22 protein-coding genes are annotated in these 23,528 nt (G+C 69.6%); 9 read left to right on the top strand and 13 right to left on the bottom strand.

The features are described 5' to 3' along the window. The coding region (locus ABD154_RS03470) for an electron transfer flavoprotein subunit alpha/FixB family protein (protein WP_344250098.1) at positions 1 to 707 on the bottom strand (707 nt) is incomplete at its 3' end. Positions 708 to 718: 11 nt separating this feature from the next. After that, on the bottom strand, positions 719 to 1,495 hold the full coding sequence (locus ABD154_RS03465; RefSeq protein ID WP_344250096.1) for an electron transfer flavoprotein subunit beta/FixA family protein: 777 nt from the start codon (positions 1,493 to 1,495) through the stop codon (positions 719 to 721). Positions 1,496 to 1,991: 496 nt separating this feature from the next. Here ABD154_RS03465 and ABD154_RS03460 point away from each other — a divergent pair, with 496 nt between their 5' ends. Next, a complete protein-coding gene (locus ABD154_RS03460) occupies positions 1,992 to 2,459 on the top strand; it encodes an Lrp/AsnC family transcriptional regulator (protein ID WP_211978451.1) in 468 nt (155 codons plus the stop codon). 42 nt (positions 2,460 to 2,501) lie between these two features. Here the strand turns inward: ABD154_RS03460 and ABD154_RS03455 are convergent, their stop codons facing one another. Further along, positions 2,502 to 3,488 carry an ABC transporter substrate-binding protein gene (locus ABD154_RS03455; protein WP_344250067.1) on the bottom strand — a complete coding sequence of 329 codons (987 nt, stop codon included), beginning with the start codon at positions 3,486 to 3,488 and terminating at the stop codon, positions 2,502 to 2,504. A 636-nt stretch (positions 3,489 to 4,124) separates the two neighbouring features. Here ABD154_RS03455 and pdhA point away from each other — a divergent pair. From pdhA to ABD154_RS03440, 3 genes are read left to right on the top strand one after another with little or no spacing between them, the layout of a single operon-like run. Continuing rightward, positions 4,125 to 5,228, top strand: a complete 1,104-nt coding sequence (gene pdhA, locus ABD154_RS03450; protein WP_344250065.1) for a pyruvate dehydrogenase (acetyl-transferring) E1 component subunit alpha — start codon at positions 4,125 to 4,127, stop codon at positions 5,226 to 5,228. Beyond that, on the top strand, positions 5,225 to 6,307 hold the full coding sequence (locus ABD154_RS03445) for an alpha-ketoacid dehydrogenase subunit beta (RefSeq protein WP_344250063.1): 1,083 nt from the start codon (positions 5,225 to 5,227) through the stop codon (positions 6,305 to 6,307). The genes pdhA and ABD154_RS03445 overlap by 4 nt, the downstream gene beginning before the upstream one ends. Further along, entirely contained in the window at positions 6,307 to 7,770 is a 1,464-nt protein-coding gene (locus ABD154_RS03440) for a dihydrolipoamide acetyltransferase family protein (RefSeq protein WP_344250061.1), read from the top strand. The genes ABD154_RS03445 and ABD154_RS03440 overlap by 1 nt, the downstream gene beginning before the upstream one ends. A 112-nt stretch (positions 7,771 to 7,882) precedes the next feature. Here the strand turns inward: ABD154_RS03440 and ABD154_RS03435 are convergent, their stop codons facing one another. From ABD154_RS03435 to ABD154_RS03415, 5 genes are read right to left on the bottom strand one after another with little or no spacing between them, the layout of a single operon-like run. Further along, on the bottom strand, positions 7,883 to 9,952 hold the full coding sequence (locus ABD154_RS03435) for a heavy metal translocating P-type ATPase (protein WP_344250059.1): 2,070 nt from the start codon (positions 9,950 to 9,952) through the stop codon (positions 7,883 to 7,885). A 51-nt stretch (positions 9,953 to 10,003) separates the two neighbouring features. Beyond that, positions 10,004 to 11,209 (bottom strand): acyl-CoA dehydrogenase family protein, encoded by a 1,206-nt coding sequence (locus tag ABD154_RS03430; protein ID WP_344250057.1) that lies wholly within the window; start codon positions 11,207 to 11,209, stop codon positions 10,004 to 10,006. A gap of 39 nt (positions 11,210 to 11,248) precedes the next feature. After that, complete coding sequence (locus ABD154_RS03425) at positions 11,249 to 12,520, bottom strand: beta-ketoacyl-[acyl-carrier-protein] synthase family protein (RefSeq protein ID WP_344250055.1); 1,272 nt, start codon at positions 12,518 to 12,520, stop codon at positions 11,249 to 11,251. A 10-nt stretch (positions 12,521 to 12,530) separates the two neighbouring features. Continuing rightward, positions 12,531 to 14,093, bottom strand: coding sequence for a class I adenylate-forming enzyme family protein (locus ABD154_RS03420; protein WP_344250053.1), 1,563 nt, complete (start codon positions 14,091 to 14,093; stop codon positions 12,531 to 12,533). A gap of 8 nt (positions 14,094 to 14,101) precedes the next feature. Next, complete coding sequence (locus ABD154_RS03415; RefSeq protein ID WP_198500160.1) at positions 14,102 to 14,629, bottom strand: hypothetical protein; 528 nt, start codon at positions 14,627 to 14,629, stop codon at positions 14,102 to 14,104. A 200-nt stretch (positions 14,630 to 14,829) separates the two neighbouring features. Here ABD154_RS03415 and ABD154_RS03410 point away from each other — a divergent pair, with 200 nt between their 5' ends. Further along, positions 14,830 to 15,474, top strand: coding sequence for a DUF402 domain-containing protein (locus ABD154_RS03410; protein WP_344250051.1), 645 nt, complete (start codon positions 14,830 to 14,832; stop codon positions 15,472 to 15,474). On the opposite strand, the gene ABD154_RS03405 is transcribed toward ABD154_RS03410, so the two are convergent. Then, the gene (locus ABD154_RS03405) at positions 15,444 to 16,709 is read right to left on the bottom strand and encodes an MFS transporter (protein ID WP_344250049.1); all 1,266 of its coding nucleotides are present in this window, start codon (positions 16,707 to 16,709) and stop codon (positions 15,444 to 15,446) included. The two genes, ABD154_RS03410 and ABD154_RS03405, sit on opposite strands and share 31 nt — an antisense overlap. Before the next feature lie 64 nt (positions 16,710 to 16,773). Here ABD154_RS03405 and ABD154_RS03400 point away from each other — a divergent pair, with 64 nt between their 5' ends. Then, positions 16,774 to 17,529 (top strand): ArsR/SmtB family transcription factor, encoded by a 756-nt coding sequence (locus ABD154_RS03400; RefSeq protein ID WP_344250047.1) that lies wholly within the window; start codon positions 16,774 to 16,776, stop codon positions 17,527 to 17,529. Positions 17,530 to 17,659: 130 nt separating this feature from the next. Here the strand turns inward: ABD154_RS03400 and ABD154_RS03395 are convergent, their stop codons facing one another. Then, a complete protein-coding gene (locus ABD154_RS03395) occupies positions 17,660 to 19,054 on the bottom strand; it encodes an NAD-dependent succinate-semialdehyde dehydrogenase (RefSeq protein WP_198500156.1) in 1,395 nt (464 codons plus the stop codon). 449 nt (positions 19,055 to 19,503) lie between these two features. On the opposite strand from ABD154_RS03395, the gene ABD154_RS03390 reads away from it, so the two are divergent. The 3 genes from ABD154_RS03390 to ABD154_RS03380 all read left to right on the top strand — a co-directional run bounded on the left by ABD154_RS03390 (position 19,504) and on the right by ABD154_RS03380 (position 21,436). After that, the gene (locus ABD154_RS03390; RefSeq protein ID WP_198500155.1) at positions 19,504 to 20,118 is read left to right on the top strand and encodes a DUF6230 family protein; all 615 of its coding nucleotides are present in this window, start codon (positions 19,504 to 19,506) and stop codon (positions 20,116 to 20,118) included. Beyond that, complete coding sequence (locus tag ABD154_RS03385; RefSeq protein WP_344250044.1) at positions 20,118 to 20,612, top strand: DUF6114 domain-containing protein; 495 nt, start codon at positions 20,118 to 20,120, stop codon at positions 20,610 to 20,612. The genes ABD154_RS03390 and ABD154_RS03385 overlap by 1 nt, the downstream gene beginning before the upstream one ends. A gap of 437 nt (positions 20,613 to 21,049) precedes the next feature. After that, positions 21,050 to 21,436 carry a hypothetical protein gene (locus ABD154_RS03380; protein WP_198500153.1) on the top strand — a complete coding sequence of 129 codons (387 nt, stop codon included), beginning with the start codon at positions 21,050 to 21,052 and terminating at the stop codon, positions 21,434 to 21,436. A 44-nt stretch (positions 21,437 to 21,480) separates the two neighbouring features. Here ABD154_RS03380 and ABD154_RS03375 read toward each other — a convergent pair whose 3' ends face one another. From ABD154_RS03375 to ABD154_RS03365, 3 genes are read right to left on the bottom strand one after another with little or no spacing between them, the layout of a single operon-like run. Further along, positions 21,481 to 21,870 (bottom strand): VOC family protein, encoded by a 390-nt coding sequence (locus tag ABD154_RS03375; protein WP_344250041.1) that lies wholly within the window; start codon positions 21,868 to 21,870, stop codon positions 21,481 to 21,483. 2 nt (positions 21,871 to 21,872) lie between these two features. After that, positions 21,873 to 22,697 carry a type 1 glutamine amidotransferase gene (locus ABD154_RS03370; protein WP_344250039.1) on the bottom strand — a complete coding sequence of 275 codons (825 nt, stop codon included), beginning with the start codon at positions 22,695 to 22,697 and terminating at the stop codon, positions 21,873 to 21,875. 3 nt (positions 22,698 to 22,700) lie between these two features. Further along, positions 22,701 to 23,477, bottom strand: coding sequence for a 3-oxoacyl-ACP reductase (locus tag ABD154_RS03365; protein ID WP_198500150.1), 777 nt, complete (start codon positions 23,475 to 23,477; stop codon positions 22,701 to 22,703). Positions 23,478 to 23,528: the final 51 nt, after the last annotated feature.

Below are 23,528 nucleotides of genomic sequence, written 5' to 3'. Positions count from 1 at the left end.
GCACCGAGGACGTCGGCGAATTCGCCGACGAGCTCGAACGACTCCTCCGAGCCGACACCGCGACCACCGGAGACGACCTTCTGCGCCCCGCGCAGCTCGGGTCGCGAGGAGGTCTCGACGACGGCTTCGTAGGCGGTGACGTCGGCGCTGCGCTTGCCGGAGTCGGTCACCTCGAGGGTCTGCGCGTTCGCGGGCTGGGCCTCAGCGCGGTTCTCGATCGCACCGAGGCGGACGGTGATGACGGGCGCGCCGAAGGTCGGGGCCGACTGCGCGGTGTAGCCGCCGCCGTAGACGGAGTGGTCGGCGACGATGCCCTCGGAATCGCGTTCGACGCCGATCGCGTCGACCGAGAGCGCCGAGCCCGTGCGCACGGCGAAGCGGCCGGCGAGGTCGCGGCCGTCGATCGAGTTCGGGACGAGGATGGCATCGGGCGCGGTGAGCTCCGCGGCCCCGACGAGGGCGTCGACGGCGAAGGTGCCGAGCGCGGAGCTGCCCGCGGGCACCTCGGCGATGAGGGTCTGGACGGCACCGAGCGAGGCCGCCGTCTCCGCCGCGGCGTCACCGGTGCCGGCAGGGGCGACGATGAGCGCGACGGGGCTGCCGATCGCGGCGGCACCGCCGAGGAGTTCGGCAGCGGGCTTCTCGAGAGCGCCTTCGGGATCGACCGTGAGCGCGACGAGGATGGTGTCCTGGGGGAATTCAGCCATGTCTTCTCTCCTTAGGCCAGGCGGTTCTTGATGAGGAATTCGGCGAGTTCGGCTCCGCCGTTGCCGTCGTCGACGATCTTCTCGCCGGCTTCGCGCGGGGGCTTCTCGGCAACGGAGACCATGATCGACCGGGCGGTCGACTGATCGGCGGCGTCGATGTCGAGGTCGGCGAGGCCGATGACCTCGAACGGCTTCTTCTTCGCCGCCATGATGCCCTTGAAGTTGGGGAAGCGCGCCTCGGGCAGCGCCTCGGTGATCGAGATGACGGCGGGCAGCTCCGCGGTCACCTGCTGCTGACCGCCGTCGACGGCGCGCGTGCCGGAGACGGCGGTGTCGGTGAGTTCGACGGTGCTCAGGCCGGTGACGTGCGGGAGGTCGAGGTGCTCGGCGAGCATCGCCGGGAGCATGCCGGCATTGCCGTCGGTCGAGATGTTGCCGGTGACGACGAGGTCGTAGTCGCCGCGGCGGATGGCGGCGGCGAGCACCTCGGCGGTGAGCCCGAGGTCGGCGCCGAGGAGTTCCTCATCGGAGATGTGGACCGCATTGCCGGCGCCCATGGCCAGGCCCTTGCGGATCGTCGCGGTCGCACCCGACGGGGCCATCGAGATGACGGTGATCTCGGTGCCGTCGTGGCTGTCCGCGTAGTTGAGGGCGACTTCGAGGGCGCGTTCGCCGATCTCGTCGAGCACGGCTTCCGAGGCGGCACGGTCCGCCAGGCCGGTTTCGAGATCGAGCTTGCGATCCCCGTACGTGTCCGGGACCTCTTTGACCAACACAGCGATCTTCAACGTGGCTCCTATTCGAATGACGCAGGTCCGCCGCCGAGCAGTCAGTCCTGCTGAGTGTCGTCTCCCCCATAATCTACAGGCGGGAAACATGCCGTTCGCCCGCCGCATCCGCGTGCGCATGCGGCGGCGTGCTCCGCCCTCCATGGTACGTGGTGGAGGCCACACTTCGGACACCAGGGTGCCTGTCGTTGCGGGACGGGTCCATCGCCACTGAACGAACGATCGATTTCAAGCCTACCAGTCCGCCGAGGTGACCCGCACCTGCCGTCGACACCGCCGTGCCAGGTGGGAACCACCGGGACCCCGGCCGCCGTTGTCCCGGTCGCCGGGATCCCGGCCGTTGGGATCCGCCCCGGCCCCCACGACCGGCCGTGCCCACTTAGAATGGTGGAACCTCGACCGGGTGCTGGTTCACGACGAGCGCGACCCCGGAGAGGAGCACGACGCACCGAGGCTGCCGGGCGGCAGCCAGCAGCGACGCCGAAGGAGCACGCCCTTGTCATTCGACCTCGACGACATCGACCGCAGCATCATCGCTGCCCTCGTCGAGGACTCCCGGCTGAGCGTGCGCCAGCTCGCCGAACGCGTGCACATCTCCCGGTCCGCCGCGCACAAGCGCTTCACCGCCCTCCTCGAGTCGGGGGCGATCAAGGGCTTCACCGCCGAGGTGGATCGCGCCGCCCTCGGCATGTCCGTGACCGCGGTGGTCGTCGTCAAGGTCGGCGAACGGCCGTGGCCGGAGGTCCGCGACGAGCTCGCCGCGCTCCCCTTCGTCGAGAAGGTTCAGGCCGTCAGCGGCGACATCGACGCCCTCGTCACCGTCAATGCCCCCGACAACACGGCACTGTCCCAGGTCATCCTCCGCCGCATCCACGAGGTGCCCGGCGTCACCTCGTCACGGTCGCTGCTCATCCTCGACGAGGCTGAGGGCCACCGTCCCGGCGCACAGAGCCCGCTGAGTTGAGCTTCGCTCTGAGCTGAGCCCACGCGCCGGGCCGTGCCGCGCTCACCTCTGCCGGTACGCCTGCAGCGCCTGTTCGACCATCTCGAGACTGTAGTTCGCGTCGGAGTATCCGGCGATCGTCGACTTGCCGTTGGGATAGACGTTGCCGGCCTGCGCGGCGGGCAGCTGAGCGAAGACCGGTGAGTCCATGAGCGCGGTGCTCAGCTCGTCGTACTCGCCGCGCAGGTTCGAGGTGACGAAGACGATGTCGGCGTCCCCGGCGGCCTTGTCGACGAGTTCGAGCGAGACCTCGGCGTCGGGCTCCGCCGCCTCGGCGTTCTCCGCGATGACCCTGTCCTCGTCGGCCGACCACGTGAGACCGAGCGGGTCGTAGATCGTTCCGAGCATGTTCCCGCTCCCCCACAGGTACGCGGTGTTCTCGGTGAATGAGGAGAGTGTGGCGATCGTCGTCCCGTCGGTGACGTCGCTGTACTCCTCGCTGATGCGCGTCTGCTCGGCGATGAAGGCGTCGTCGAGGGCCGTGAGCTCCGCGCTCCGGTTGACCGCGTCGGCGACCTCCCCGACCCGCTGCTTCCAGTTCGCGCGGTCTCCGCCGCGCAGGGTGAACTGGTAGACGGGAGCGATGTCCTCGAGCTGGTCGACGACTCCGGAGTCGAGGGTGTTCGGGGCGAGGATGAGGTCGGGGTCCGTCGTCGCGAGCCGTTCGATGTCCGGCTCGTCGGTCGCCACGACGGGCACCTCGCCGAGGCGGTCGACCCATCCCTGAGGTACCGAGGCCTCCTGGTACTCCCCCTGCCCGACAGGGGTGAGCCCGAGATCCATGAGGGTCTCCGTCGCGGCATAGTGCAGGGTGGCCACGGACTGCGGCTGGGCGGGAATGACGATGTCGGCTCCGGTGGCGTCGGTGACGGTGCGCGTCTCGCCGCCGCCCGCCGCCTCGGTGTCCCCGGAACCGCCGCCCCCGCAGCCGGCGAGGAGGGCGAGCGCGGCGCAGCCGGCGGTCAGCGCGGTCATCGTCTTCAGTGTCATAGCGTCCTTTCGCGGAGCGAACGACGGAAACCCTCGACGCGGCCGTCGCTGTGTCGTGCGCGCACGATGATCGGCAGCATCTGCGCGGACGACCGAATCGCCGCTGTCGAGGGTTCCGTGTCGGATGAAACAGCGAGATCCCGCAGGTCGCGACTCCAAGCAGGTGTGTCAACTGCCGTGACGCGCGATCCGTTCGTGATCTCGTAGGTTAGCCTAACCTGAATTCTCGTCGCTCCGCAATCCGCCGAGGCGGTCGATCGTCGGTCGACTCCCCTCCTCGACGCCGACACGCCGGCGATGTCGGCGAGAAGTCGATGCGCCGGCGACGAATTGCCCGCCTGACGACTTCTTGCCGACATGGCGTGCGTGTCCCAGTTCGGCGGCCATCAGGCATTCAAAGGCGGCGTCGAGGGCAAGCGGGTGAAGGTCGCCGAGGCGTTCACCGTCCACGGCTACCGCTGGGGTGAGATCTGAGCGGCCCGCGCGCTCAGCAGCCCCGTTCGACCCCGGCCATTCGTCCGCTCCACCCCGCCTCGTTCGCGCAGTTCGTCCACCGTTCGCGACACGATCGGCACCCCCGTCCGTGACCGTCTGAAGAGCCTGGATCGGTGATCGCGGTCACGTCATCATGAAGTCATGACCATCGACGTTCCCACCACAGGCCGCGCTCTTCCCCAGCTGCAGCCCATCAGCTTCATCGGCCCCGACGGCCGACCGACCGACACCCCGACCGAGGGGCTTTCGATCCCGAGCGATCGGACACTGACCGGCCTCTACCGGCAGATGGTCCTCGTCCGCCGGTTCGAGGCGCAGGTGACCCACCTGACCAGGCAGGGGCGCCTTGCCACGTACCCGTCGGCGGCGGGACAGGAGGCGTGCGAGGTCGGTGCGACGACTGCGCTGTCGCCGAACGACTGGCTGTTCCCCACGTACCGGGACTCCGCGGCCCTGCTCACCCGCGGCGTGCCCGTCGGTGAGATCCTCTCAGCCTTCCGCGGTGACTGGCACTGCGGGTTCGACCCGCAGGAGTACCACACCTCACCGGCGGCGACACCGCTGGCCACGCAGACCCTCCATGCCGCCGGCTTCGCGATGGCCTCGAAGCTCAAGGGCCGTGACGCGGCGACGCTGACCTTCCTCGGCGACGGTGCGAGCAGTGAGGGCGACACCCACGAGGCCTTCAACTTCGCCTCGGTGTGGCAGACCCCGACGGTCTTCGTCCTCCAGAACAACCAGTACGCGATCTCCACCCCGCTGCGCGAGCAGTCGAACGCGACGATGCTCGCCGACCGCGCCGCCGGTTACGGGATGCCCGGCATCCGCGTCGACGGCAATGACGTCGCCGCGGTGTTCGCCGCTGTCTCCGCGGCCCTCGAACGCGGCCGCGAAGGCGACGGCCCGACCCTCATCGAATGCCTCACGTACCGGATGGAGTCGCACACGAACTCCGACGATCCGACGAAGTACCGCGACGCCGAGGAGGTCGAGCACTGGAAGCAGTTCGACCCGATCGACCGCCTCGAGACGTTCCTCCGCGACCGCGGCGTCCTCGATGACGCCCGCGTCGAGGAGATCGCGGCCGAGGCCGAGACGCTGGCCGCCTCGGTGCGCGATGCGATGAACACCGAGGCCGAGGTCGACCCGACCGAGCTCTTCGCCTTCGTCTACGGGACCGAGCGCGCGAGCCTCAGCGAGCAGCGCGCCCAGCTCGAGGCCGAACTCGCAGGGGCTGAGGCATGAGCGTCGACTCCCCGACCGACACGGCACCGACCGACACTCCTGAGCCGGCGACCGCCACGACCGCGGACACAGCCACCGCCACGACCGCGACCACCCCTGCCCCCGCCTCGGTGACGATGACGAAGGCACTCAACCAGGCGCTGCGCGATGCCCTGGCCGAGGACGAGAACGTCGTCGTCTACGGCGAGGACGTCGGCCGCCTCGGCGGGGTCTTCCGGGTCACGGAGGGCCTGCGGAAGGAATTCGGACCCGAACGCGTGTGGGACTCCCCGCTCGCGGAGTCGGGCATCGCCGGCACCGCGGTCGGCATGGCGATGGCGGGGATGCGCCCGGTCATCGAGATGCAGTTCGACGCGTACGCCTACCCCGCGTTCGAGCAGATCGTCTCCCACATCGCGAAGATGCGGAACCGGACGAAGGGCCGCGTCACCCTGCCGATCACGATCCGCATCCCGTACGCCGGTGACATCGGCGGCGTCGAGCACCACTCGGACTCCTCCGAGGCGTACTGGACGTCGACGCCGGGACTCACCGTCGTCACCCCGTCGAATCCGGCCGACGCGTACTCGCTCCTGCGCGAGTCGATCGCCTCCGACGATCCCGTCATCTTCATGGAGCCGAAGTCCCGGTACTGGATGAAGGACACGCTCACCCTGCCGGTGACCACGGCTCCCATGAACCGCGCCGAGGTGGTCCGCGACGGCACCGACGTCACTTTGCTCGCCTACGGGCCCACCGTTCGCACGGCACTGTCGGCCGCCGAGGCCGGAGCCGAGCACGGACTGTCCATCGAGGTCATCGACCTGCGCTCGCTCTCGCCGTTCGACGACGAGACCGTGTCCGCCTCGGTCCGCAGGACCGGCCGGGCCGTCGTCATCCATGAGGCCGCCCAGTTCGGCGGTTACGGCGCCGAGGTGGCCGCCCGGGTCACCGAACGCAACTTCACGTACCTCGCCGCCCCGATCCTCCGGGTCACCGGCTTCGACGTGCCCTACCCGTCCCCGAAGCTCGAGGAGTACTACTTGCCGACCGCCGAACGCGTCCTCGACGCCCTCGAATCCTGGGACTGGGAGCTGTGATGAGTGCTGTGTCGACCACCGGAGCACGCGACTTCATCCTCCCCGACCTCGGCGAAGGCCTCACCGAGGCGGAGCTCATCGGCTGGAAGGTCGCCGTCGGCGACACCGTCCACGTCGACCAGATGGTCGTCGAGGTCGAGTCCGCGAAGAGCGTCGTCGAGCTTCCCTGCCCGTTCGCCGGCACGATCGTCGCGCTCCACGCGAACGCCGGTGACACCGTCGAGGCCGGGCAGGCTCTGCTCTCCGTCGCCGAGGCGGGGGCCGCTGACGCTGCGCCCGCGGGCGACGCCGGTTCCACCAGCGCTGCCGGCGCCGATTCCACCAGTGCCGCGGACGAACTGCCCACCGACGATGCCGACCCCGTCGGCATCGAAGGCGGAGGGGCGAACCTCATCGGCTACGGCACGACCGCGCCGAAGGCGCGCTCGGGCAAGAAGCGCTCATTCGGCGCGAAGGCGACCGACTCACCTGCGGAGACACCGAGCACACCGGTGCCGGCAGCTCCAACCGCGCAGCCGGCAGACACCGCCACCACCTCTCCCGTCTCCTCGCCGATCGTGCGCAAACTCGCGAAGGACCACGGCATCAGCGCGAAGCACCTGCCGGGGACCGGCCCCGGTGGGGTCGTGACCCGGGCAGACGTCCTCGCCGCCGTCGATCGCCAGGGCACGACCGGCCTCCGGGGCACTCCTGAGCATCAGGGCACGACCGCCTCGGCGCCGGGCCAGCCGCACACCGCGGCCACGACCGGAACCCCGATCCCGAGCACCGACCGCGACACCCGCACCCCGATCACGGGACTGCGGAAGGTCGTGTCCGAGCGGCTCTCCCAGTCGCGGAGGGAGATCCCCGAGGCGACGATCTGGCTCGATGTCGACGCGACCGAACTGCTGACGACGAAGAAGGCGCTCGAGGCCCGCACGGGTGAGAAGTACTCTCTGCTCGCCCTCGTTGCGCGCTTCGTCATCGCCGGGCTGAAGAAGTATCCGATCCTCAACTCCTCGATCGACACGACCGCGAACGAGATCGTCACCCACGGCGACATCAACCTCGGACTCGCCGCACAGACGCCGCGCGGGCTCATGGTTCCCGTCGTCCACGGGGCCGGGGAGATGAGCCTGCGACAGCTGCGCGACGAGATCGGCGAGACCGTGGGCAAGGCGTCGACAGGCAAGTTCGCGTCCTCGGAGCTGACCGGCGGAACGTTCACGCTCAACAACTACGGTGTCTTCGGCGTCGACGGGTCCGCCCCGATCATCAACCTGCCCGAGGTCGCGATGCTCGGCCTCGGTCGGATCAAGGACCGGCCGTGGGTCTCACACGGCGAACTCACGGTGCGCAAGGTGATGTACCTCAGCTTCGTCTTCGACCATCGCGCGTGCGACGGCGCCGAGCCGAGCGAGTTCCTCACCTTCGTCGCCGACTGCATCGAGAACCCGATCTCCCTCCTGCCGGAGGTCTGAGGCCCCGGCAGTCTCACGCGCCGCGGCGTGACCCCCGCGTGACGGAAGTTCCGGACGCGGAGTGTCGATATCAGTGACCCGAATCGACACTCCGCGTCCGGAACTTCGTCGTTCACGCCCGTGCGGGCTCGGGGCGGTTCTCGTGGGCGATGCCCGAGTGCTCGTCGCCGTTGCCGAACCGCAGCAGCCGCAGGGCGTTGAGGACGACGAGGAACGTCGATCCCTCGTGGATGAACACGACCGGCCCCATCTGCAGACCGAGCAGGCTCGCGGGGACGAGGAAGGCGACGATGACGAGGGAGGCGATGAGGTTCTGCCGGATGATCGCCGAGGAGGCCCGGCTCAGCCGGATGAGGAACGGGACCTTGCCGATGTCGTCGCTCATCAGCGCGACATCCGCGGTCTCGAGCGCGACGGCCGAGCTCGCGGCCCCCATCGCCACCCCCACCGAGGCGTTCGCCATGGCCGGGGCGTCGTTGACACCGTCGCCGACCATCGCGGTGTCGCCCTGTGAGGCGAGTCGGCGGATCGTCGACACCTTGTCCTCGGGCATGAGGTCGCCGGCAGCGGTGTCGACGCCGACCTCGGAGCCGATCGCATCGGCGACGCGCTGATTGTCCCCGGAGATCATCACGAGCTCATCGACGCCGGAGGTGCGCAGGGAGCTGATGACGGCCTTCGCCTCCGCGCGCGGGGCGTCCATGACGCCGAGGGCACCGAGGAACCGACCGCCCCAGCGGACGACCATGATCGTCCGGCCCGCGTTCTGCAGCTGCGTGACGAGCTCCTCGATCTCCGGGGTGAGGTCGCCGGCGAACATCCGCAGGCTGCCGAGTTCGGCACGCTGCCCGGCGATCGTCGCGGTCACGCCCTGACCGGTGACCGATTCGACGTCGACGGCCTCGAGTCGCTCGGCGGCCGGCACCTGCGGGTCGAGTCCGGTGACGATCGCCGAGGCGAGGGGATGGTCGACGGAGGACTCGAGGGCGAGGGCGACGCGGGAGAGCTCGCCGGCCTCGACGCCCGCGGCGGGCCGGATGTCGGTGAGCCGCGGCAACCCCCAGGTCAGTGTGCCGGTCTTGTCGAAGGCGATCGAGCGCACCTTCCCGAGCGTCTCGAGGGGTCCGCCGCCCTTGATGAGCAGCCCCGCCCGGGCCGCGCGGGCGACACCGGAGAGGACAGCGGCGGGGGTCGCGATGGCGAGCGCGCACGGGCTCGCGGCGACGAGGACGAGCATCGCCCGGTAGAAGCTGTCGGCGAACGTCTCGTCGAGGACGAACCAGCCGACCAAGAGGACGATGAGGACCATCGCGATGACGGCGGGAACGTACCAGCGCTGGAACCGGTCGATGAAGCGCTGGGTCGCGCTCTTCGTGTCGTCGGCTTCGCGGACCATCGTCACGACCCGGGAGAGCGTCGAGTCCGCGGAGACGGCGAGGACGACGATGTCGAGGGAGCCGGACCCGTTGACGGTGCCGGCGAAGACCCGGGAGGCCGGGTCGATGCGCCCCGGGTTGTCGACGGCCTCGGTGCGGTCGGTCACCGGGGACTTCTCCGCGGGGATGCTCTCACCGGTGATCGCCGACTGGTCGACGGCCGAGTTGCCGACGGCGACGAAGCCGTCGGCGGGGATGCGGGCATGGGGGCGCACGACGACGACATCGCCGATCTCGAGGTCCTCGGTGGGCCGCTCCACGACGTCATCGCCGACGCGCACGAGCGCGGTGGCCGGGGCGAGCTCCGCGAGCGCCTCGATCGAGCGCTTGGCCCGACCCATCGCGTACTCCTCGAGCGCGTGACCGAGGGAGAAGAGGAAGAGGAGCACAGCGCCTTCGGCGAACCGCCCGACACTGGCCGCGCCGATCGCGGCGACGAGCATGAGGAAGTCGACCTCGAACCGGCCGTGCCGCACGGAGTTGATCGCCGTGGCGAAGGTGAAGAACCCGCCGAAGAAGTACGTGGCGAGGAAGAGGGGGATGGCGATCTGGGTCAGCGGTGCGCCGGGGACGAAGTACTCGAAGATCGCTCCGGCGATGTAGGTGACACCGGAGGCGATCGCGAACCCGAGCTCCCACGCAGGCCCGCCGAGGCGACCGTGACCGTGCCCATCGTCGCCGGGTTTCGCACGCGACCGGTCGTTCGTCGCCGTGACAGCTGCCGACTCGTTCCGCTTCTCGTCCATACCCCAATCGTATGCACGTATATTTATATGTCAATATGTTTGCGGGAACTCTCAGTCGTCGAGAAGCGCTGCGGCGTACATCGGGCGGGCAGCGTCGGGGCTCGGCGGGTGGAAGAGCCCGGCCGTCGCGTCGCGGTAGAGGCGGGAGGCCTCATGGCTGTTGTCGAAGCCGCTGCCGCCGGTGCTCAGCAGGGCGGCCTCCGCGGTGCGGCGGGCCACCTCGGCGGACTTGATCCGCGCACCCACGAGGCGCAGTGGCCAGCCGGCGCCGTGATCGACGAGGTCGTCGAAGTCGCGGGAGTACGCGTCGATCATCGCGGGCACCGCGAGGTAGTCGAGGTGGGCGTCGGCGAGTCGGGTGCGGGCCTCGGGGACCTCGGCGAACGTCGTCCCGGACTTCGCCGATCTCCGCGTCTTCAGCGCTGCCGCCCCGACCTCGAGGGCGCGTGCGGCGATGCCGGCGTAGACGGCGGCGATGAGGAGCTGGAAGTTGCTCGTGATCGCGAACGTGAGCAGGTCGGGGTGACGACCGGCGGGGATGACGCGCGAGACGCGGTCGGGGCGCATCGGCACACGGTCGAGGATCGTCGCCCGCGACTGGGAGCCCCGCATGCCGAGGACGTCCCAGCGATCGGAGACGCTGATGCCCGGGGCGTCGCGGTCGATGAACCCGTAGACGAGTTCGCCCTCCGCCGGTTCGTCGCCGTCGGGACCGGCGATGCCGTCGTCGACCGGGGTGATCGCGCCGTGGACGATGAGCCGGGTCCACACGGGTGACAGCGAGGTGAAGATCTTCACCCCGGTGAGTTCGTAGCCGCCGTCGGGTGTCGGGACCGCCTCGGTGTTCGAGCCCTGGAGCACCCAGTCGTTGCCCGGTTCGGAGATCCCGAACGCGAAGATCTCACCGGCCATGGCCTCGTCGAACACCCAGTTCAGCGAATCGTCGCCCCGATCGGCCAGGGCTTTGACGACGCCGGTGGTCATGAGGTGCATGTTGACGGCGAGCGCGGTCGCCGGTGCCGCCGCGGCGAGGCGCTGCTGGAGTCGGGCGACCTCGAAGAGGCTCAGCCCCGGTCCCCCATAGGCGGCGGGGACGAAGACGGTGAGGTAGCCGCTGGCCCTGAGCTCCTCGAGGTCCGCGTCGAAGAAGCCGTTCTCCCGGTCGGTGACGGCGGCGCGCTCCCGGAAGCGCTCGAGCATCTCCGCGGGCAGGAAGCGCTCCCCGAGTTCGGTGATGTGGGCTTCGCGATCGGTCATCGTCTCTCCTGGATCTCTGGTCTCATGGTTGCGCTGGTGTCATGGTTGCGGCCGGCGGAGAATGATCGCGCCGTTGTGGCCGCCGAAGCCGAAGGACGTCGACAGCACGGTGTCGATCGGCGCCTCGTCGCCCACTGATCGTGCCTGGCCTGCGACGATGTCCCAGCCCTCGGCGTCGGGGTCGCCGAGGTTGAGCGTCGGGGGCAGCACCTGATCCCGCAGCGTGGCGATCGCGATGATCGCTTCGACGACCCCGGCGGCGCCGAGGAGGTGGCCGGTGCTCGACTTCGTCGCGCTGATCGGGATCGTGCGGGCGGTCTCGCCGAGGGCGGCGTCGAAGGCGGCGAGTTCGGCCCGGTCACCGGCCGGGGTGCCGGTGGCGTGGGCGTTGATGTGGTCGATGTCGGCCGGTTCGAACCCGGCATCGGTCAGGGCCTCGCGCATCGCCGCTGCCGCACCGCGGCCATCGGGGTGCGGGTTCGTCGGATGGTGGGCATCGCTCGCGGCACCGAACCCGGTCAGCTCGGCGAGCACCGCGGCGCCGCGGGCGGCAGCGCTGTCGACGGATTCGAGGAGCATCGCCGCAGCCCCCTGGCTCATGACGAAGCCCTTCCGGGCGGCGTCGAAGGGTCGGCTCGCCGCCCGCGGATCGTCCTCGTACCCGGCGGCGAGTGCCCGGAGGTTGGCGTTCGAGGCGAGGTTGACCGGTCCGAGGCAGTCCTCCATCCCGACGACGAGGACCGCGTCGGCGTACCCGTGGCGGATGCGCCGCATCGCCTCGCCGAGGCCGATCGCCCCGGACGCGCAGGTGGCCGACACGCCCTGTGCGGGTCCGCGGAGGTCGTAGCGCTGACTGAGCAGGGCGGCCGCGGAATCGGGGGCGCCGTGGATGGCGAGGGTCAGGGGGACGCCGCGCGGGCCCGCCGCGTCGAGAGCGCGGGTGGCTGACTGCATGGCATCGACGGGTCCGGATCCGGTGGCGGCGATGACGGCGACGCGCTCGCGGTCCCACGGCAGCGCGGCGGCGGGGTCGGGGATGCCGGCCTGCGCCAGCGCCTGGTCGCCGGCGGCGATCGCCCAGTGCTGGACCGGGCTGAGACGACGGGCGAGCGCTCGCGGGAGGACCGCCTCGGCGTCGAAGTCCGTGATCTGCCCGCCGATGCGCACGGCGAGGTCGGCGAACTCCTCTCCGACGAGGACGTCGATCGCGCTGCGTCCCGCGCGGACCGCGTCCCAGAGGCTCTCGGGGTCGAGTCCGCTCGGGGTGATCGCGCCCATGCCGGTGATGACGGCGCGGCGGTCACCGCTCACTGTCGCCGCCTCACAGTCTGCGTCCCTGGTCGTTCACGATGAGGTCAACGGTTTCCGTGCGTCGAATCTTCCCGCCGACCGTGCGCGGCAGTCGATCGAGGACGTAGAACCGCCGCGGCACGAACTGCGGTGCGAGCCGGGTCCGCCCGTGTGCGAGGAGGGCCGCCTTGTCCGGGACGCCCGACTCCGAATCCTGCATCGACTCCGGCGTCGATTGGTCGCCGCCGTCCTCGATGACGAGGGCGACGACGGTGCCGAGGTTCGCATCGGGGAGGGCGATGGCGACGACCTCGCCGAGGTGGGGCACAGTGCCGTACGCCCGTTCGACCTCGGGGAGGGAGACCTTGTGACCCCCGGTGACCGCGATGTCCCCAGCGCGCCCGGCGAGCTGGAGGAGACCGTCGTCCATCCGCCCCTGATCGTCGACGGTGGCCCAGCCGTCGGGGCCGCGGAGGACCTCGGTGCTCGTGCCGGTGACGTAGCCCTCGGAGCATGCGGCGGCGAGGATCCACAGCGTCCCGAGCTCGCCGTCGGGCACGGGGGAACCGGAGTCGTCGCGGATCTGTGCGCCGATCGTCGGATAGATCGTGATCCACGTGCCGTCGCCGGCGCGGGAGTCTCCGATGAATCCGATCTCCGCGGCCCCGTAATAGCTGATGAGACGGGTGTCGGGAAGGACCTCGCCGAGGCGGTCGCGGATGACCGCGGGCAGGTTCGCTCCCCCGGTGACCACGAGGTCGAGACCGGCGAAGCGTGCGGGGTCGCGGCCCGCCGCCTCGGCGAGCGCCCGGATGATCGCGGGCACCGCGACGACCCGGGTGATCTTCTCCTCGGCGATGCGCCGACCCATGGCTGCGGGGTCGAACTCGTCGGCGACGTGGATGGTGCCGCCGGTCGCGAGGCTCTCGATGACGGCGTAGAGGGTGAGGCTGTAGGACACGGGTCCGGGTGCGAGCGTCGCGACGCCCGGCAGCGGTTCGAGGTGAGCGGCGGAGACGGCGACGTTCGCCCGGTACTGCTCCCGGGTCTTGATGAACGCCTTCGGATTGCTCGTCGTGCCCGAGGAGAAGAGCATGAGGAAGGGCTCCGCGGGCACGCGGACGCTCGGGGCGGGGAGGTCGGGGTCGGATCGGCGGGCGGTGACGGCGGTCTCGAAGGCGGCCGCGGAGATGACGGTGCCGGTCCACGCGGAGGCGGCGAGCGCCTCGGCGAGGGCGGGTGAGTCGCTGATGACGACGCCGATGCCGGTGGCCTGGATGATCCCGACCTGGTGGCTCAGCGGCCAGCGGGGGTCGATCGTCGCGGAGACCGCGCGGAAGCCGGCGAGTCCGGCGACGATGCGGGCGGTGAGGAACGCCGAGGTGTGGCTGACGGCCGTGATCGGCACGCCCGCGGTCTCCGGGGCCGGTGTCGGCGGGGCGGGTTGGGCGCGGTGGAGGGCGGCGACGGCGGCGAAGACGGCACGGGAGTCGGCGACGAGCTCGGCGTAGGTGAGCCGGCCGTCACCGCCGACGATCGCGGGCCTGTCGGGATGGGACGCCGCGGTGGCGAGGATGCTCGCGGTGATGGGCACGGGGACGCTCAGGCCGCGTGGCTGCGGGCGCTGATGTCCGGGGCCTTGGCGGGGGTCGGGTCGGTGGAGACGGTCTTCGGGGCGCCGACCATGATCTCTGCGTCGGGGGTCGGAACGATCATCCCGAGCGGGTCGGTCAGTCCCGCCTCGGCGTAGAGCCGGGTGACGCGGGAGCGCAGGGCGCGCATGATGAAGATCGCGGCGATGGGGATGAGGACGATGATGATCACCGAGGTGACGCCGACGGTCAGGGAGATCGAGTCGGCGACGCCGTACATCGGGAGGCCGAAGAGCCCGAAGATCACGCCGAGGATCGCGAGTGCGCCGAGCCAGACGAAGACCATGGTCACGCGGCTCCACACGGTGTCGAAGCGGCTGAGCTCCTCGTCGAGGGCGACGATCTCGGAGAGTTCGGGGCGGCGGTCGGCGGGGATCCGCCGGAACACCTGTTCGCCTGCGTCCGTGCCGTTCGACCACTGTCGGATGACCTGGCCGTTGCCGGTGATGTGCCACCGTGATGTCCACTGCTCCGTCATAGTGCGCAGTCTAAAGGGTGGAGATGAGCGGGAAACTCAGGGCGCCGCACCGAGCCTCGGGAGGACTCCCGGACCCGGCGCGACGCCCGTGCCCCCGTCTCCCGCGCTCCAGAGGTGGATCCCGCTCGATTTCAGCGCCGATCTCGAGCGGGATCCACCTCGGAGGCGATGCATCCGCCTCAAAGGCGATACTGGAAGGCATGGATGACCGACGATGGCACCGCGGGGATGCGATCCTGTGGACCTATATCAACCCGGATTTCCCTGATCTCGTCGATCAGCGTCCCGTCACGGTCGTCGCCGACGACGAGCGACATCTGGCGGTGTGGCTGGCACCCGAGACGCGCCTGCTTCATCAGGTCCTCGCGGACGGCTCGGAGCTGCGCAGCGCCGAAGGATCCGCACGATTCACGGCACCTCGGGCGCAGGCGGTGCGGACCTGGGCGGGCAAGGGAATCCTCGCGGTGTTCCAGCCCGACACGATGCACTCGGTGTGGTTCTTCGAGAGCGCGTCGGGACGACGAGATTCCTACTACGTCAACATCGAGGTTCCTTTCACCCGCGACAGCTCAGGCATCACGACCTCGGATCTCGTCCTCGATCTCGTGGTCGCCGCAGACGGCACGCATCGGTTCAAGGACGAGGACGAACTCGAATTCGCCGAGGCGGCGGGCCTGTTCTCGTCCGCCGACATCACGTCGATCCGCGAGGCCGCCCAGCGTGCGGTGGCCGATGTGGAAGAGTGGCGATTCCCCTTCGGCTCGGGCTACGAATCGTTCCAGCCCGATCCGAGCTGGCCCGTGCCGTCGCTGCCTCACGATGCCACCTGGGAGTTCGAGATCTGACCACGGTGCCCGATGATGAAGCAGACGACCGTGGTGATGAGGAAGGCAAGTCCTGCGCCGAGGATGACGAGGGCCGAACGGACCGCGAACGCCGGAGCGCTCGCGCTTCCTGCCGCCACGGCGAAGACGGCGACGCCGATCGCTCCTCCGGCCTGACGGGCCGTGTTCGACCCGCCGGAGGCGAGACCGGGAGACGAGGGTGCCGCCTGCACTGCGGCTGCGACGATGGGCGGGGTGAGCAGTCCGATCCCACTCCCCCAGAGCGCCAGCGCGGGATAGAGCAGCCACGGCAGGGCCGCCTCGGCGAGGAAGCTCAGCGCAATCGCTGCGAACCCTGCCGCGCCGATGGCGAGGCCGACGGCGCTGGCACGCCACACGCCGAGGCGAGCACTCATCCGTCCGGCGACCATCCCGAGGAGCGGAAGCGGAAGGAGCGCCGGCAGCGTCGCCACGCCTGCAGCGAGTGGGCTCAGACCCCTGACCTCCTGGAGGTCCTGGGTGAGGAGGAGAAGCGTGCCGAGCACGGAGAGATTCATCAGTCCCGCGACCCCACACGCCAGCAGGAGAAGGGGAAGCGAAGCTCCCGGTTCGCCGGTTGGGGTTGCAGGGGCTCGACTGTCTGCTGAAGCGGCAGTCTCAGTCTGGTCAGGTGACGGTGATTGCGCGGTGTGACTTCGGCGGGACGAGCCGACTGATGAGCGCACGAGCGGGACGAGTGCCGCGAGGACGATCGGGATATTGAGCCAGAACACGGACCGCCAGCCGACGACGCCGACGATGAGTCCGCCGATGAGCGGGCCGGAGGGCAGCGCGATCCCGCCGAGCGCCGCCCACGCACCGATGAGTCGGACCCGGTCGGCGGCGTCGCGGGCAAGGTCGGTGAGCAGGGCCAGCGTCCCGGGCAGGACGAGTGCCGCTGCGATCCCCTGCAGGGCGCGGCCCGCCACGAGGACGGCGATGGTCGGGGCGAGGGCACAGACCACCGAAGCGACACCGAACCCTGCAAAACCCGCGAGGACGATCCCGCGATGTCCGCGGCGGTCCCCGACCACTCCGGCGACGAGCATGAGTCCGGCAAGCGGCACGGCGTACCCGTCGACGATCCATGCGAGCCCGAGGTGCCCGGTGCCCAGGTCCGCGCCGATGCTCGGCAGCGCGACGTTGACGACCGTGACGTCGAGGAGGACGAGGAAGTAGCCCGCGCAGAGGGCGACGATGAGGAGAGTCCGAGACATGACTGAACCGTAGGTCGCAGACGTTTCGCTGGGCGTCGAAATGTTCGGGGCCTAGTCTGAGCTCATGAGCACACGCCCCGCGGAGCGCCCCGACGTCACAGGCTCACCGAACATCGCGAGCATGGCTGCGGTGTTCGCCGACCCCAGACGGGTCCGCGTGATCACCGCGCTTGCCGATGGGCGAGCTCTGCCGGCCGGTCGCCTCGCAGAGGAGGCCGGGGTCTCCGCATCGACGGCGAGCAGTCACCTCGGCGTGCTTCTCGATGCCGGGCTGGTCACGGTCATCCCTCAGGGCCGGTACAGGTACTACCGGCTCGCCGATGACGGCATCGAAGACGTCATCGTCTCCCTCTCGCGGTTGGCCCCGACGACGCCGATCACCTCTCTGCGCGAGTACACCCGTTCAGGGGCCCTGCGTCGTGGACGGACCTGCTATCACCATCTGGCCGGCGGCCTCGGAGTGGCGATGTTCGCCCGCTTCATCGGCTGCGGCTGGGTCACCGGCGGCGACGGCCTGCACCACCCTGAGGCGGGCATCGACTCACTGTCCGCACCCGGGCGCGGCGCGCAGTATCGCCTGAGTCCCGCGGGGGCGGCGGCGCTGGGTGAACTCGGCGTCGACGACGGGGTGCTGTTGACCGATCGGCCGCTGCGCTACTGCGTGGATTGGACGGAGCAGGCGCATCATCTGGCCGGTCCCCTCGGCACGGCGGTCACGCGCACCCTCGTCGACCGCGGCTGGATCGCGCCGGGCCGGGTCCCCCGCAGCGTCGTCCTCACCGAGGCGGGCGCGCGGGAATGGAAGCGGTTCGCCTGCTGAGCACGCGGCGACTAACGATCTGCGCACAGCGACGCGGGCGCCGCACCGAGCCTCGGGAGGACTCCCGGACCCGGCGCGACGCCCGCGCGGTGATCGGTGCGCGACCGATCAGGCTGAGTTCACCAGGTGATCACTCGGCGACGTAGTACATGCGCTTGTTGACGAACTCGTCCATGCCGTAGGGGCCGAGCTCGCGTCCGAAGCCCGAGCGCTTGGTGCCGCCGAACGGGATCTCCGCACCCTCGCCGGCCGGGGTGTTGACGTTCGACATGCCGACGTCGAGGCGCTGTGCGATCTTCGCGGCGCGCTCCTCGTCCTTCGAGAACACGGCGCCGCCGAGGCCGAAGTCCGTGTCGTTGGCGAGGTTGAGGGCGTCGTCGTCGCTCGAGACCTTGTAGACGGTCGCGACGGGGCCGAAGAGCTCTTCGCGGTACGCGTCCATCTGCTCGGTGACGTTGGTGAGCACGGCGGGGGTGATGTAGGCCGAACCGTCGTCGGCGAGTTCACCGCCGACGAGCGTCGCACCCTGCTCGACGGCGCGGTCGAGCTGCTTGCGCAGATTCTCCGCGGCGGCACGCGAGGACAGCGGCGAGTATCCGCCTTCGATCGGATCGGAGGGGTTCGACTTCTGCGAGCTCTGCGCGCGCTCGGTGAGACCGGCGACGAAGTCGTCGTAGATGTCGTCCATGACGATCATGCGCTTGTTCGCGTTGCAGACCTGACCGGTGTTGTAGAGGCGGGTGCCCCACGCGGTGTCGACGGCCTCGTCGAGGTTGTCGGTGTCGAGGATGATGTAGGGATCCGAACCGCCGAGCTCGAGGACGGCCTTCTTGAGGTACTTGCCGGCGAGCGCACCGACGATCGAACCGGCCCGCTCCGAACCGGTCAGGGACACACCCTGGACGCGGCGGTCGGCGATGATCGTCTCGATCTGGTCGTGCGAGGCGTAGACGGTGTTGTAGACGCCCTTGGGCACACCGGCGTCGTCCATGATCTGCTGGATCGCCGCGGCCGACCGGGGGCAGATCTCAGCGTGCTTGAGGATGATCGTGTTGCCGAGCACGAGGTTCGGGGCCGCGAAGCGCGCCACCTGGTAGTACGGGAAGTTCCACGGCATGATGCCGAGCAGCACGCCGACGGGACGGCGCTGGATGAACGCCTTGCCGCCGGAGAACGACTTGATCTCCTCGTCCTTGGCGAATTCGGGTCCGTTGTCGGCGTAGTAGTTGAAGATCGCCTCGGAGAACTCGGCCTCCTCGACGCCCTCGGGAATGGGCTTGCCCATCTCCTCGGCGATGATCTTCGCGAGCTCCTCCTTGCGCTCACCGAAGAGGTCGGCGACCTTGTTGACGATCGCAGCGCGCTCCTCGATGGTCTTCTCACGCCAGGAGAGGTAGGCCTCGGCAGCGTCGTCGATGACCTGGCCGATCTGCTCGTCCGTCGCGGTGTCGAACCGCTCGATGATCTCACCGGTGGCGGGGTTCTCGACCCGGTAGCCGGTGGCGGCACTGACTGAATTGCTCATATCGGACTCCTTTGACTCGCGGTGCCCTGGGTGGGCTCCGGTGACGCGAATGCATGCCACTGCACCGTCTGGGGCGACGGATCGCGCATGCCTGCGTCTCACGCTATCAACACGTGACCTGAGCAACAAGTGGCGAAACCTGGGCGAATCATCACTGCTCGGACGGTCACGGTGCCCTCACCGAGGTTGTGCGGATTTCGCGGTGCATCCGACGGATTCCGCACTGACGCACTACGGATGTCACGGTATCGGCAGAGACGCCGGTCTTCAGCGACGCCCCCGACCGCCTCGGTGGACAAGGGGCCTTCCATGGCGATCGCGTTCCGGCCGGTCCGAGAACGGGGTGTTGATTTGCCGCCGACGATCGTTATACCGTGCAGTAACACCCCGTAGTAACTTACGTCACATTCGAGGCGCCGACACTGCAGTCGGCGTCGGGAAGAGGATCAATGAAGTTCCCCATGCTCCGTCATCTGCGCGCCCTCGGCTCGACTCATGCAGGGCGCATCGCCCTCGTCGCGATTCCCGCAGGCATCGTCTCCGCCGGCCTCATGGGCGGGGTCGCCCAGGGGGCCGTCCCGGTCTCGTTCTCCGTCTCCGGCAGCCAGTTCCAGATCAGCGCCTCTCAGCTCGAGGGCACCGGATTCTCCCAGTACGGCGGTGTCGCGAAGGACACCGAGGGCGGCGACCATACCGTCGCGATCGCGAACATCAAGAGCGCCGAGCTGGGCGACCTCTGCCAGTCCGCGGTCACCGACACGCCGCTCGGCAAGGTCGGCGTCCTCATCACGGCCGGAGGCGACGGCGAACCGGCGACGGCCAGCGATCTGCAGATCGGCATGACCGGACTCAAGGGCGACGCCGAGTTCGAGAACATCCGCATCGGCGTCGACGCCTCGGACGTCGAGACCAAGGCCAAGGGCTCGCCCGGCGACTTCGCCCAGGACGCCGATACGATCTCGATCTCGGGCCTCGAGCAGACGGCCTGGAGCACCCAGGCATCCGTCTTCACCCTCAAGGGGATGAAGCTGGAGCTCACCGACGGCTCGAAGACGTGCTTCTGATGGCTGAGGCATCGACCGATACCCATAGCCCCGCCGACACCCCGGACACGCAGGCACCGCCGACGCGGCGGAGCCGCCGCAGCGCCGAGGACGCCCGGGGCTTTCGGCACTGGCGTCGGCAGCGGCCGTTCATCGGCGGGGTGCTCGTCGTCCTCGGCGGAATCGAGCTCTTCTTCTCCGGCCAGCTCGACACCGGGAACATCCAGATCCAGTTCGGCATCGAGGGCCTGCAGGCCACGGTCATCCCGATCGCGCTCGTGCTCCTCGGCGTCCTCGCGATCACGATGCCGACGCATCATGTGTTCTACGGGATCCTCGCGCTCATCGTCGCGATCTATTCGCTCGTCGGGGTCAACCTCGGCGGGTTCGTCCTCGGCATGCTGCTGGCGAGCGTCGGTGCGGTGCTCGTCGTCGCCTGGATGGGCCCGCGCGACCCGGCATCGGGACCTCAGTCATCGGGAACTGGCACGTCGAGCGATGAGGGGACTGGATGAGGGCGCGGGGGCCGCGGACGGCGCTGCTCCTGGCTGCTCTCGCACTCACGGTCCCGGCGTCCGTGGGGGCCACGGCCCCCGAGGCCTCCGGGGCCGCGACGGTGGATCGGATGGGTGGGCTCTGCTCTGAGCTGACGCCGTGCGAGCGTCCGGTTCTGCCCGGCCCGGCTGCGGGACCGACGCCGCAGGTGCCCCGAGCACCGGTGGCCCCCGGACCGGCTGAACCGGGCCCGGCTGAACCTACCCCAGGTGACCTCGGCCCCGGAGACCCCGCACCATCCGAGTCGCCTGCACCCACCGGGCCTGCGCCGATCGGCCCGGCACCCACCGAATCACCGTCGCCCACCGAGTCGCCGAGTCCGTCGCCATCACCGACGGCACCCGTCGACGCGGAGGAGGACGACACGGCCCCGGTCTTCGCGAAGACGCCTGCGTCGATGGGATCGGAGAAGCTGTCGTTCACGGGGCTGAGCGGGATCTCGATCGTCACCGTGCCGACGGCCGACGGCGGGAGCATCCGCGCCCTGAAGATCACCGCGGAGTCGATCACGATCGACGGATTCTCACTCACGGTGCGGCCGCCCGACGAGCCGGGGCTCGTGACGAAGGCCGATCAGATGACGCTCAAGGGCCACGTCAGCGTCTACCTCGGATCGATCACCGCGACGACGGCGAACGGCGATTCGGTGACCATCGGCACCGACACGCCACCGCCGCTCGACGATGTCGAACCCGGACTGCTGCGCGTGACGATGGGCCTCGTCGGCTCGATGGCCGATTCGATCAGCTACAGCAACACGGACCAGAAGATCGTCTACCCCTGAGGTGGGAGCAGCCTCGTCGCATCCACGGCGAGGCCGCTCTGAACTCACGGTGCGACGATTTCGACCTTGAATCCGTCGGCATTCTCCAACCAGCCCGCGTAATGGTCGTCTCCCCCAGCGTGCGGATAGCGCTCGTGGTACAGCGGCTGCCACCCCTGGGCGGCGGCTGCCGTCATGATGGAATCGACGTCTGCCCGGGCGTCGGCGACGAATGCGAGATGGTTGACCCCACCTCGGCGACGGTCGAACTGTTCGGGCAGGAGGTTCGGCGACGTCGTCAGGGTGAGATAGCCGCGACCGTCGCCTTTCCAGGTCTGACCGCCCGACCACTCGTGCACGCATTCGAACCCGAGCGCATCGAAGAGCCACGCCCACGAGTCCCACGACGACGACCGCTCGTCGAGCCACAGCTCGACATGGTGAAGACCGGCCACTGTCACTCTCCTGCCGCGCGCACAGCAGAGGATCCGGTGCCAGCGGCCTTGCCGGACTCCTCCGCCCGCTCCCGGAGGTACGTGACGAAGCTCTGCGCGAGCACGCGACCGACGCGCACGAGCTCGGCATCGGCGGCATCGAGCTCGGCGACGATCGAGTCCGTCGTCTTCCCCTCGGGCAGCGCGACCGCGTCCGAGCGCAGCCACCGCCGGATCTGCGCGGAGTCCGTCTCCGGGTGGAACTGGGTGCCCCACGCGAACTCGCCGACGCGGAAGCCCTGCACCGGGGCGTCCGACCCGGTGACGAGCAGCTCCCCGCCGTCGGGCAGCGCCATCTCCTCCTGGTGGAAGAGCACCGACGGCAAGGTCATCCCCGACAGGGCGGCGAACACGGGGTCCGCCTCCCCCGCCGAGGTGGTGTGCAGATCGTAGATGCCGATCTGCGGGCGCGCTCGCCGGGTGATCGGCGCATCCGCGGCCGCGGCGAGCAGCTCCCCGCCGAGGCAGATGTTGAAGCTCGGGAACTCACCATCGGCCGACCGGCGCAGCAGACTCCTCACCTGTGGAAACCAGGGATTGTCCGCATCCTCGAGGGGACCGGACGCGCCGCCGAGAACGATGAGGGCACCGAACTCGCCGAGGCCGCCGCGGCCCCCGAGACCGCCGCCGCCCCCGCGACCGTCGACGTCCACCGGGATCGCGTCGCCGAGGTAGGGCCGGACGACGACCACCTCGGCGCCGGCCTCCTCCAGCCACTGACCGAACCGCTCCGGTCCCGTGCCCGTCTCGTGCTCGATGACGAGGATCGTCACCCTGTCCGACCGCACTGACTACTCCGCGGTGACGTACGCCGAGGTGATGCCGCCGTCGACGGTGAACGTCGAGGCGTTGACGAACGTCGAATCGTCGCTGGCGAGGAACGCGACGGCCGCCGCGATCTCCTCGGGTTCGCCGAAGCGTCCGCTCGGGACGTGGACGAGGCGCCGCTGCGCCTGCACCGGGTCGGCGGCGAAGAGCTCCGACAGCAGCGGCGTGTTGACCGGTCCCGGGCACAGGGCGTTGACGCGGATGCCCTGCTTGGCGAATTCGACGCCGAGTTCGCGGCTCATCGACAGCACCCCGCCCTTCGACGCGGAGTACGAGATCTGCGAGGTCGCCGCCCCCATGAGCGCGACGAACGAGGCCGTGTTGATGATCGATCCCGACCCCTGCTTGACCATCTGCTCGAGTGCGTACTTGCAGCAGAGGAAGACGGAGGTGAGGTTGACCGTCTGCACCTTCTGCCACGCGGCGAGGTCGGTCGTGAGGATCGAACTGTCGTCGGTGGGGTTGATGCCGGCGTTGTTGAACGCGACGTCGACGCGTCCGTAGTGCTCGACGGTGCGGGCGAAGAGGTTCCTCACATCCTCCTCCTCGGCGACGTTGACGCGGACGAACAGGCCGCCGAGCTCCTCGGCGACCTCCGGCCCGCGCGTCTCGTCGAGATCGGCGATGACGACCTTCGCCCCCTCTTCGGCCAGGCGCCGCGCGCTGGCCAGCCCGATGCCCGAGGCACCGCCGGTGATGACGCAGACTTTGTCCTTGAGTCGGGTTGCCGCAGTGGTCATTGCTCTCCTTGATGCTCTGATGTGGCTTTGGTGCTCTGATGTGGCTGTGGT

The organism is Brevibacterium sanguinis, from assembly GCF_039528855.1.
Classification (GTDB): Bacteria; Actinomycetota; Actinomycetes; order Actinomycetales; family Brevibacteriaceae; genus Brevibacterium; species Brevibacterium sanguinis.
The sequence above is the reverse complement of the archived record's forward strand: the minus strand, read 5'-3'. Positions and strand labels throughout refer to the sequence as shown.

Coding starts and splice junctions, on each gene's coding strand:
- ABD154_RS03390 (WP_198500155.1), top strand. CDS start 19,504: ATGAAGTTCCCCATGCTCCGTCATCTGCGCGCCCTCGGCTCGACTCAT.
- ABD154_RS03455 (WP_344250067.1), bottom strand. CDS start 3,488: ATGACACTGAAGACGATGACCGCGCTGACCGCCGGCTGCGCCGCGCTC.
- ABD154_RS03385 (WP_344250044.1), top strand. CDS start 20,118: ATGGCTGAGGCATCGACCGATACCCATAGCCCCGCCGACACCCCGGAC.
- ABD154_RS03430 (WP_344250057.1), bottom strand. CDS start 11,209: ATGACCGATCGCGAAGCCCACATCACCGAACTCGGGGAGCGCTTCCTG.
- ABD154_RS03395 (WP_198500156.1), bottom strand. CDS start 19,054: ATGAGCAATTCAGTCAGTGCCGCCACCGGCTACCGGGTCGAGAACCCC.
- ABD154_RS03380 (WP_198500153.1), top strand. CDS start 21,050: ATGGGATCGGAGAAGCTGTCGTTCACGGGGCTGAGCGGGATCTCGATC.
- ABD154_RS03405 (WP_344250049.1), bottom strand. CDS start 16,709: ATGTCTCGGACTCTCCTCATCGTCGCCCTCTGCGCGGGCTACTTCCTC.
- ABD154_RS03410 (WP_344250051.1), top strand. CDS start 14,830: ATGGATGACCGACGATGGCACCGCGGGGATGCGATCCTGTGGACCTAT.
- pdhA (WP_344250065.1), top strand. CDS start 4,125: ATGACCATCGACGTTCCCACCACAGGCCGCGCTCTTCCCCAGCTGCAG.
- ABD154_RS03445 (WP_344250063.1), top strand. CDS start 5,225: ATGAGCGTCGACTCCCCGACCGACACGGCACCGACCGACACTCCTGAG.
- ABD154_RS03415 (WP_198500160.1), bottom strand. CDS start 14,629: ATGACGGAGCAGTGGACATCACGGTGGCACATCACCGGCAACGGCCAG.
- ABD154_RS03435 (WP_344250059.1), bottom strand. CDS start 9,952: ATGGACGAGAAGCGGAACGAGTCGGCAGCTGTCACGGCGACGAACGAC.
- ABD154_RS03400 (WP_344250047.1), top strand. CDS start 16,774: ATGAGCACACGCCCCGCGGAGCGCCCCGACGTCACAGGCTCACCGAAC.
- ABD154_RS03365 (WP_198500150.1), bottom strand. CDS start 23,477: ATGACCACTGCGGCAACCCGACTCAAGGACAAAGTCTGCGTCATCACC.
- ABD154_RS03440 (WP_344250061.1), top strand. CDS start 6,307: ATGAGTGCTGTGTCGACCACCGGAGCACGCGACTTCATCCTCCCCGAC.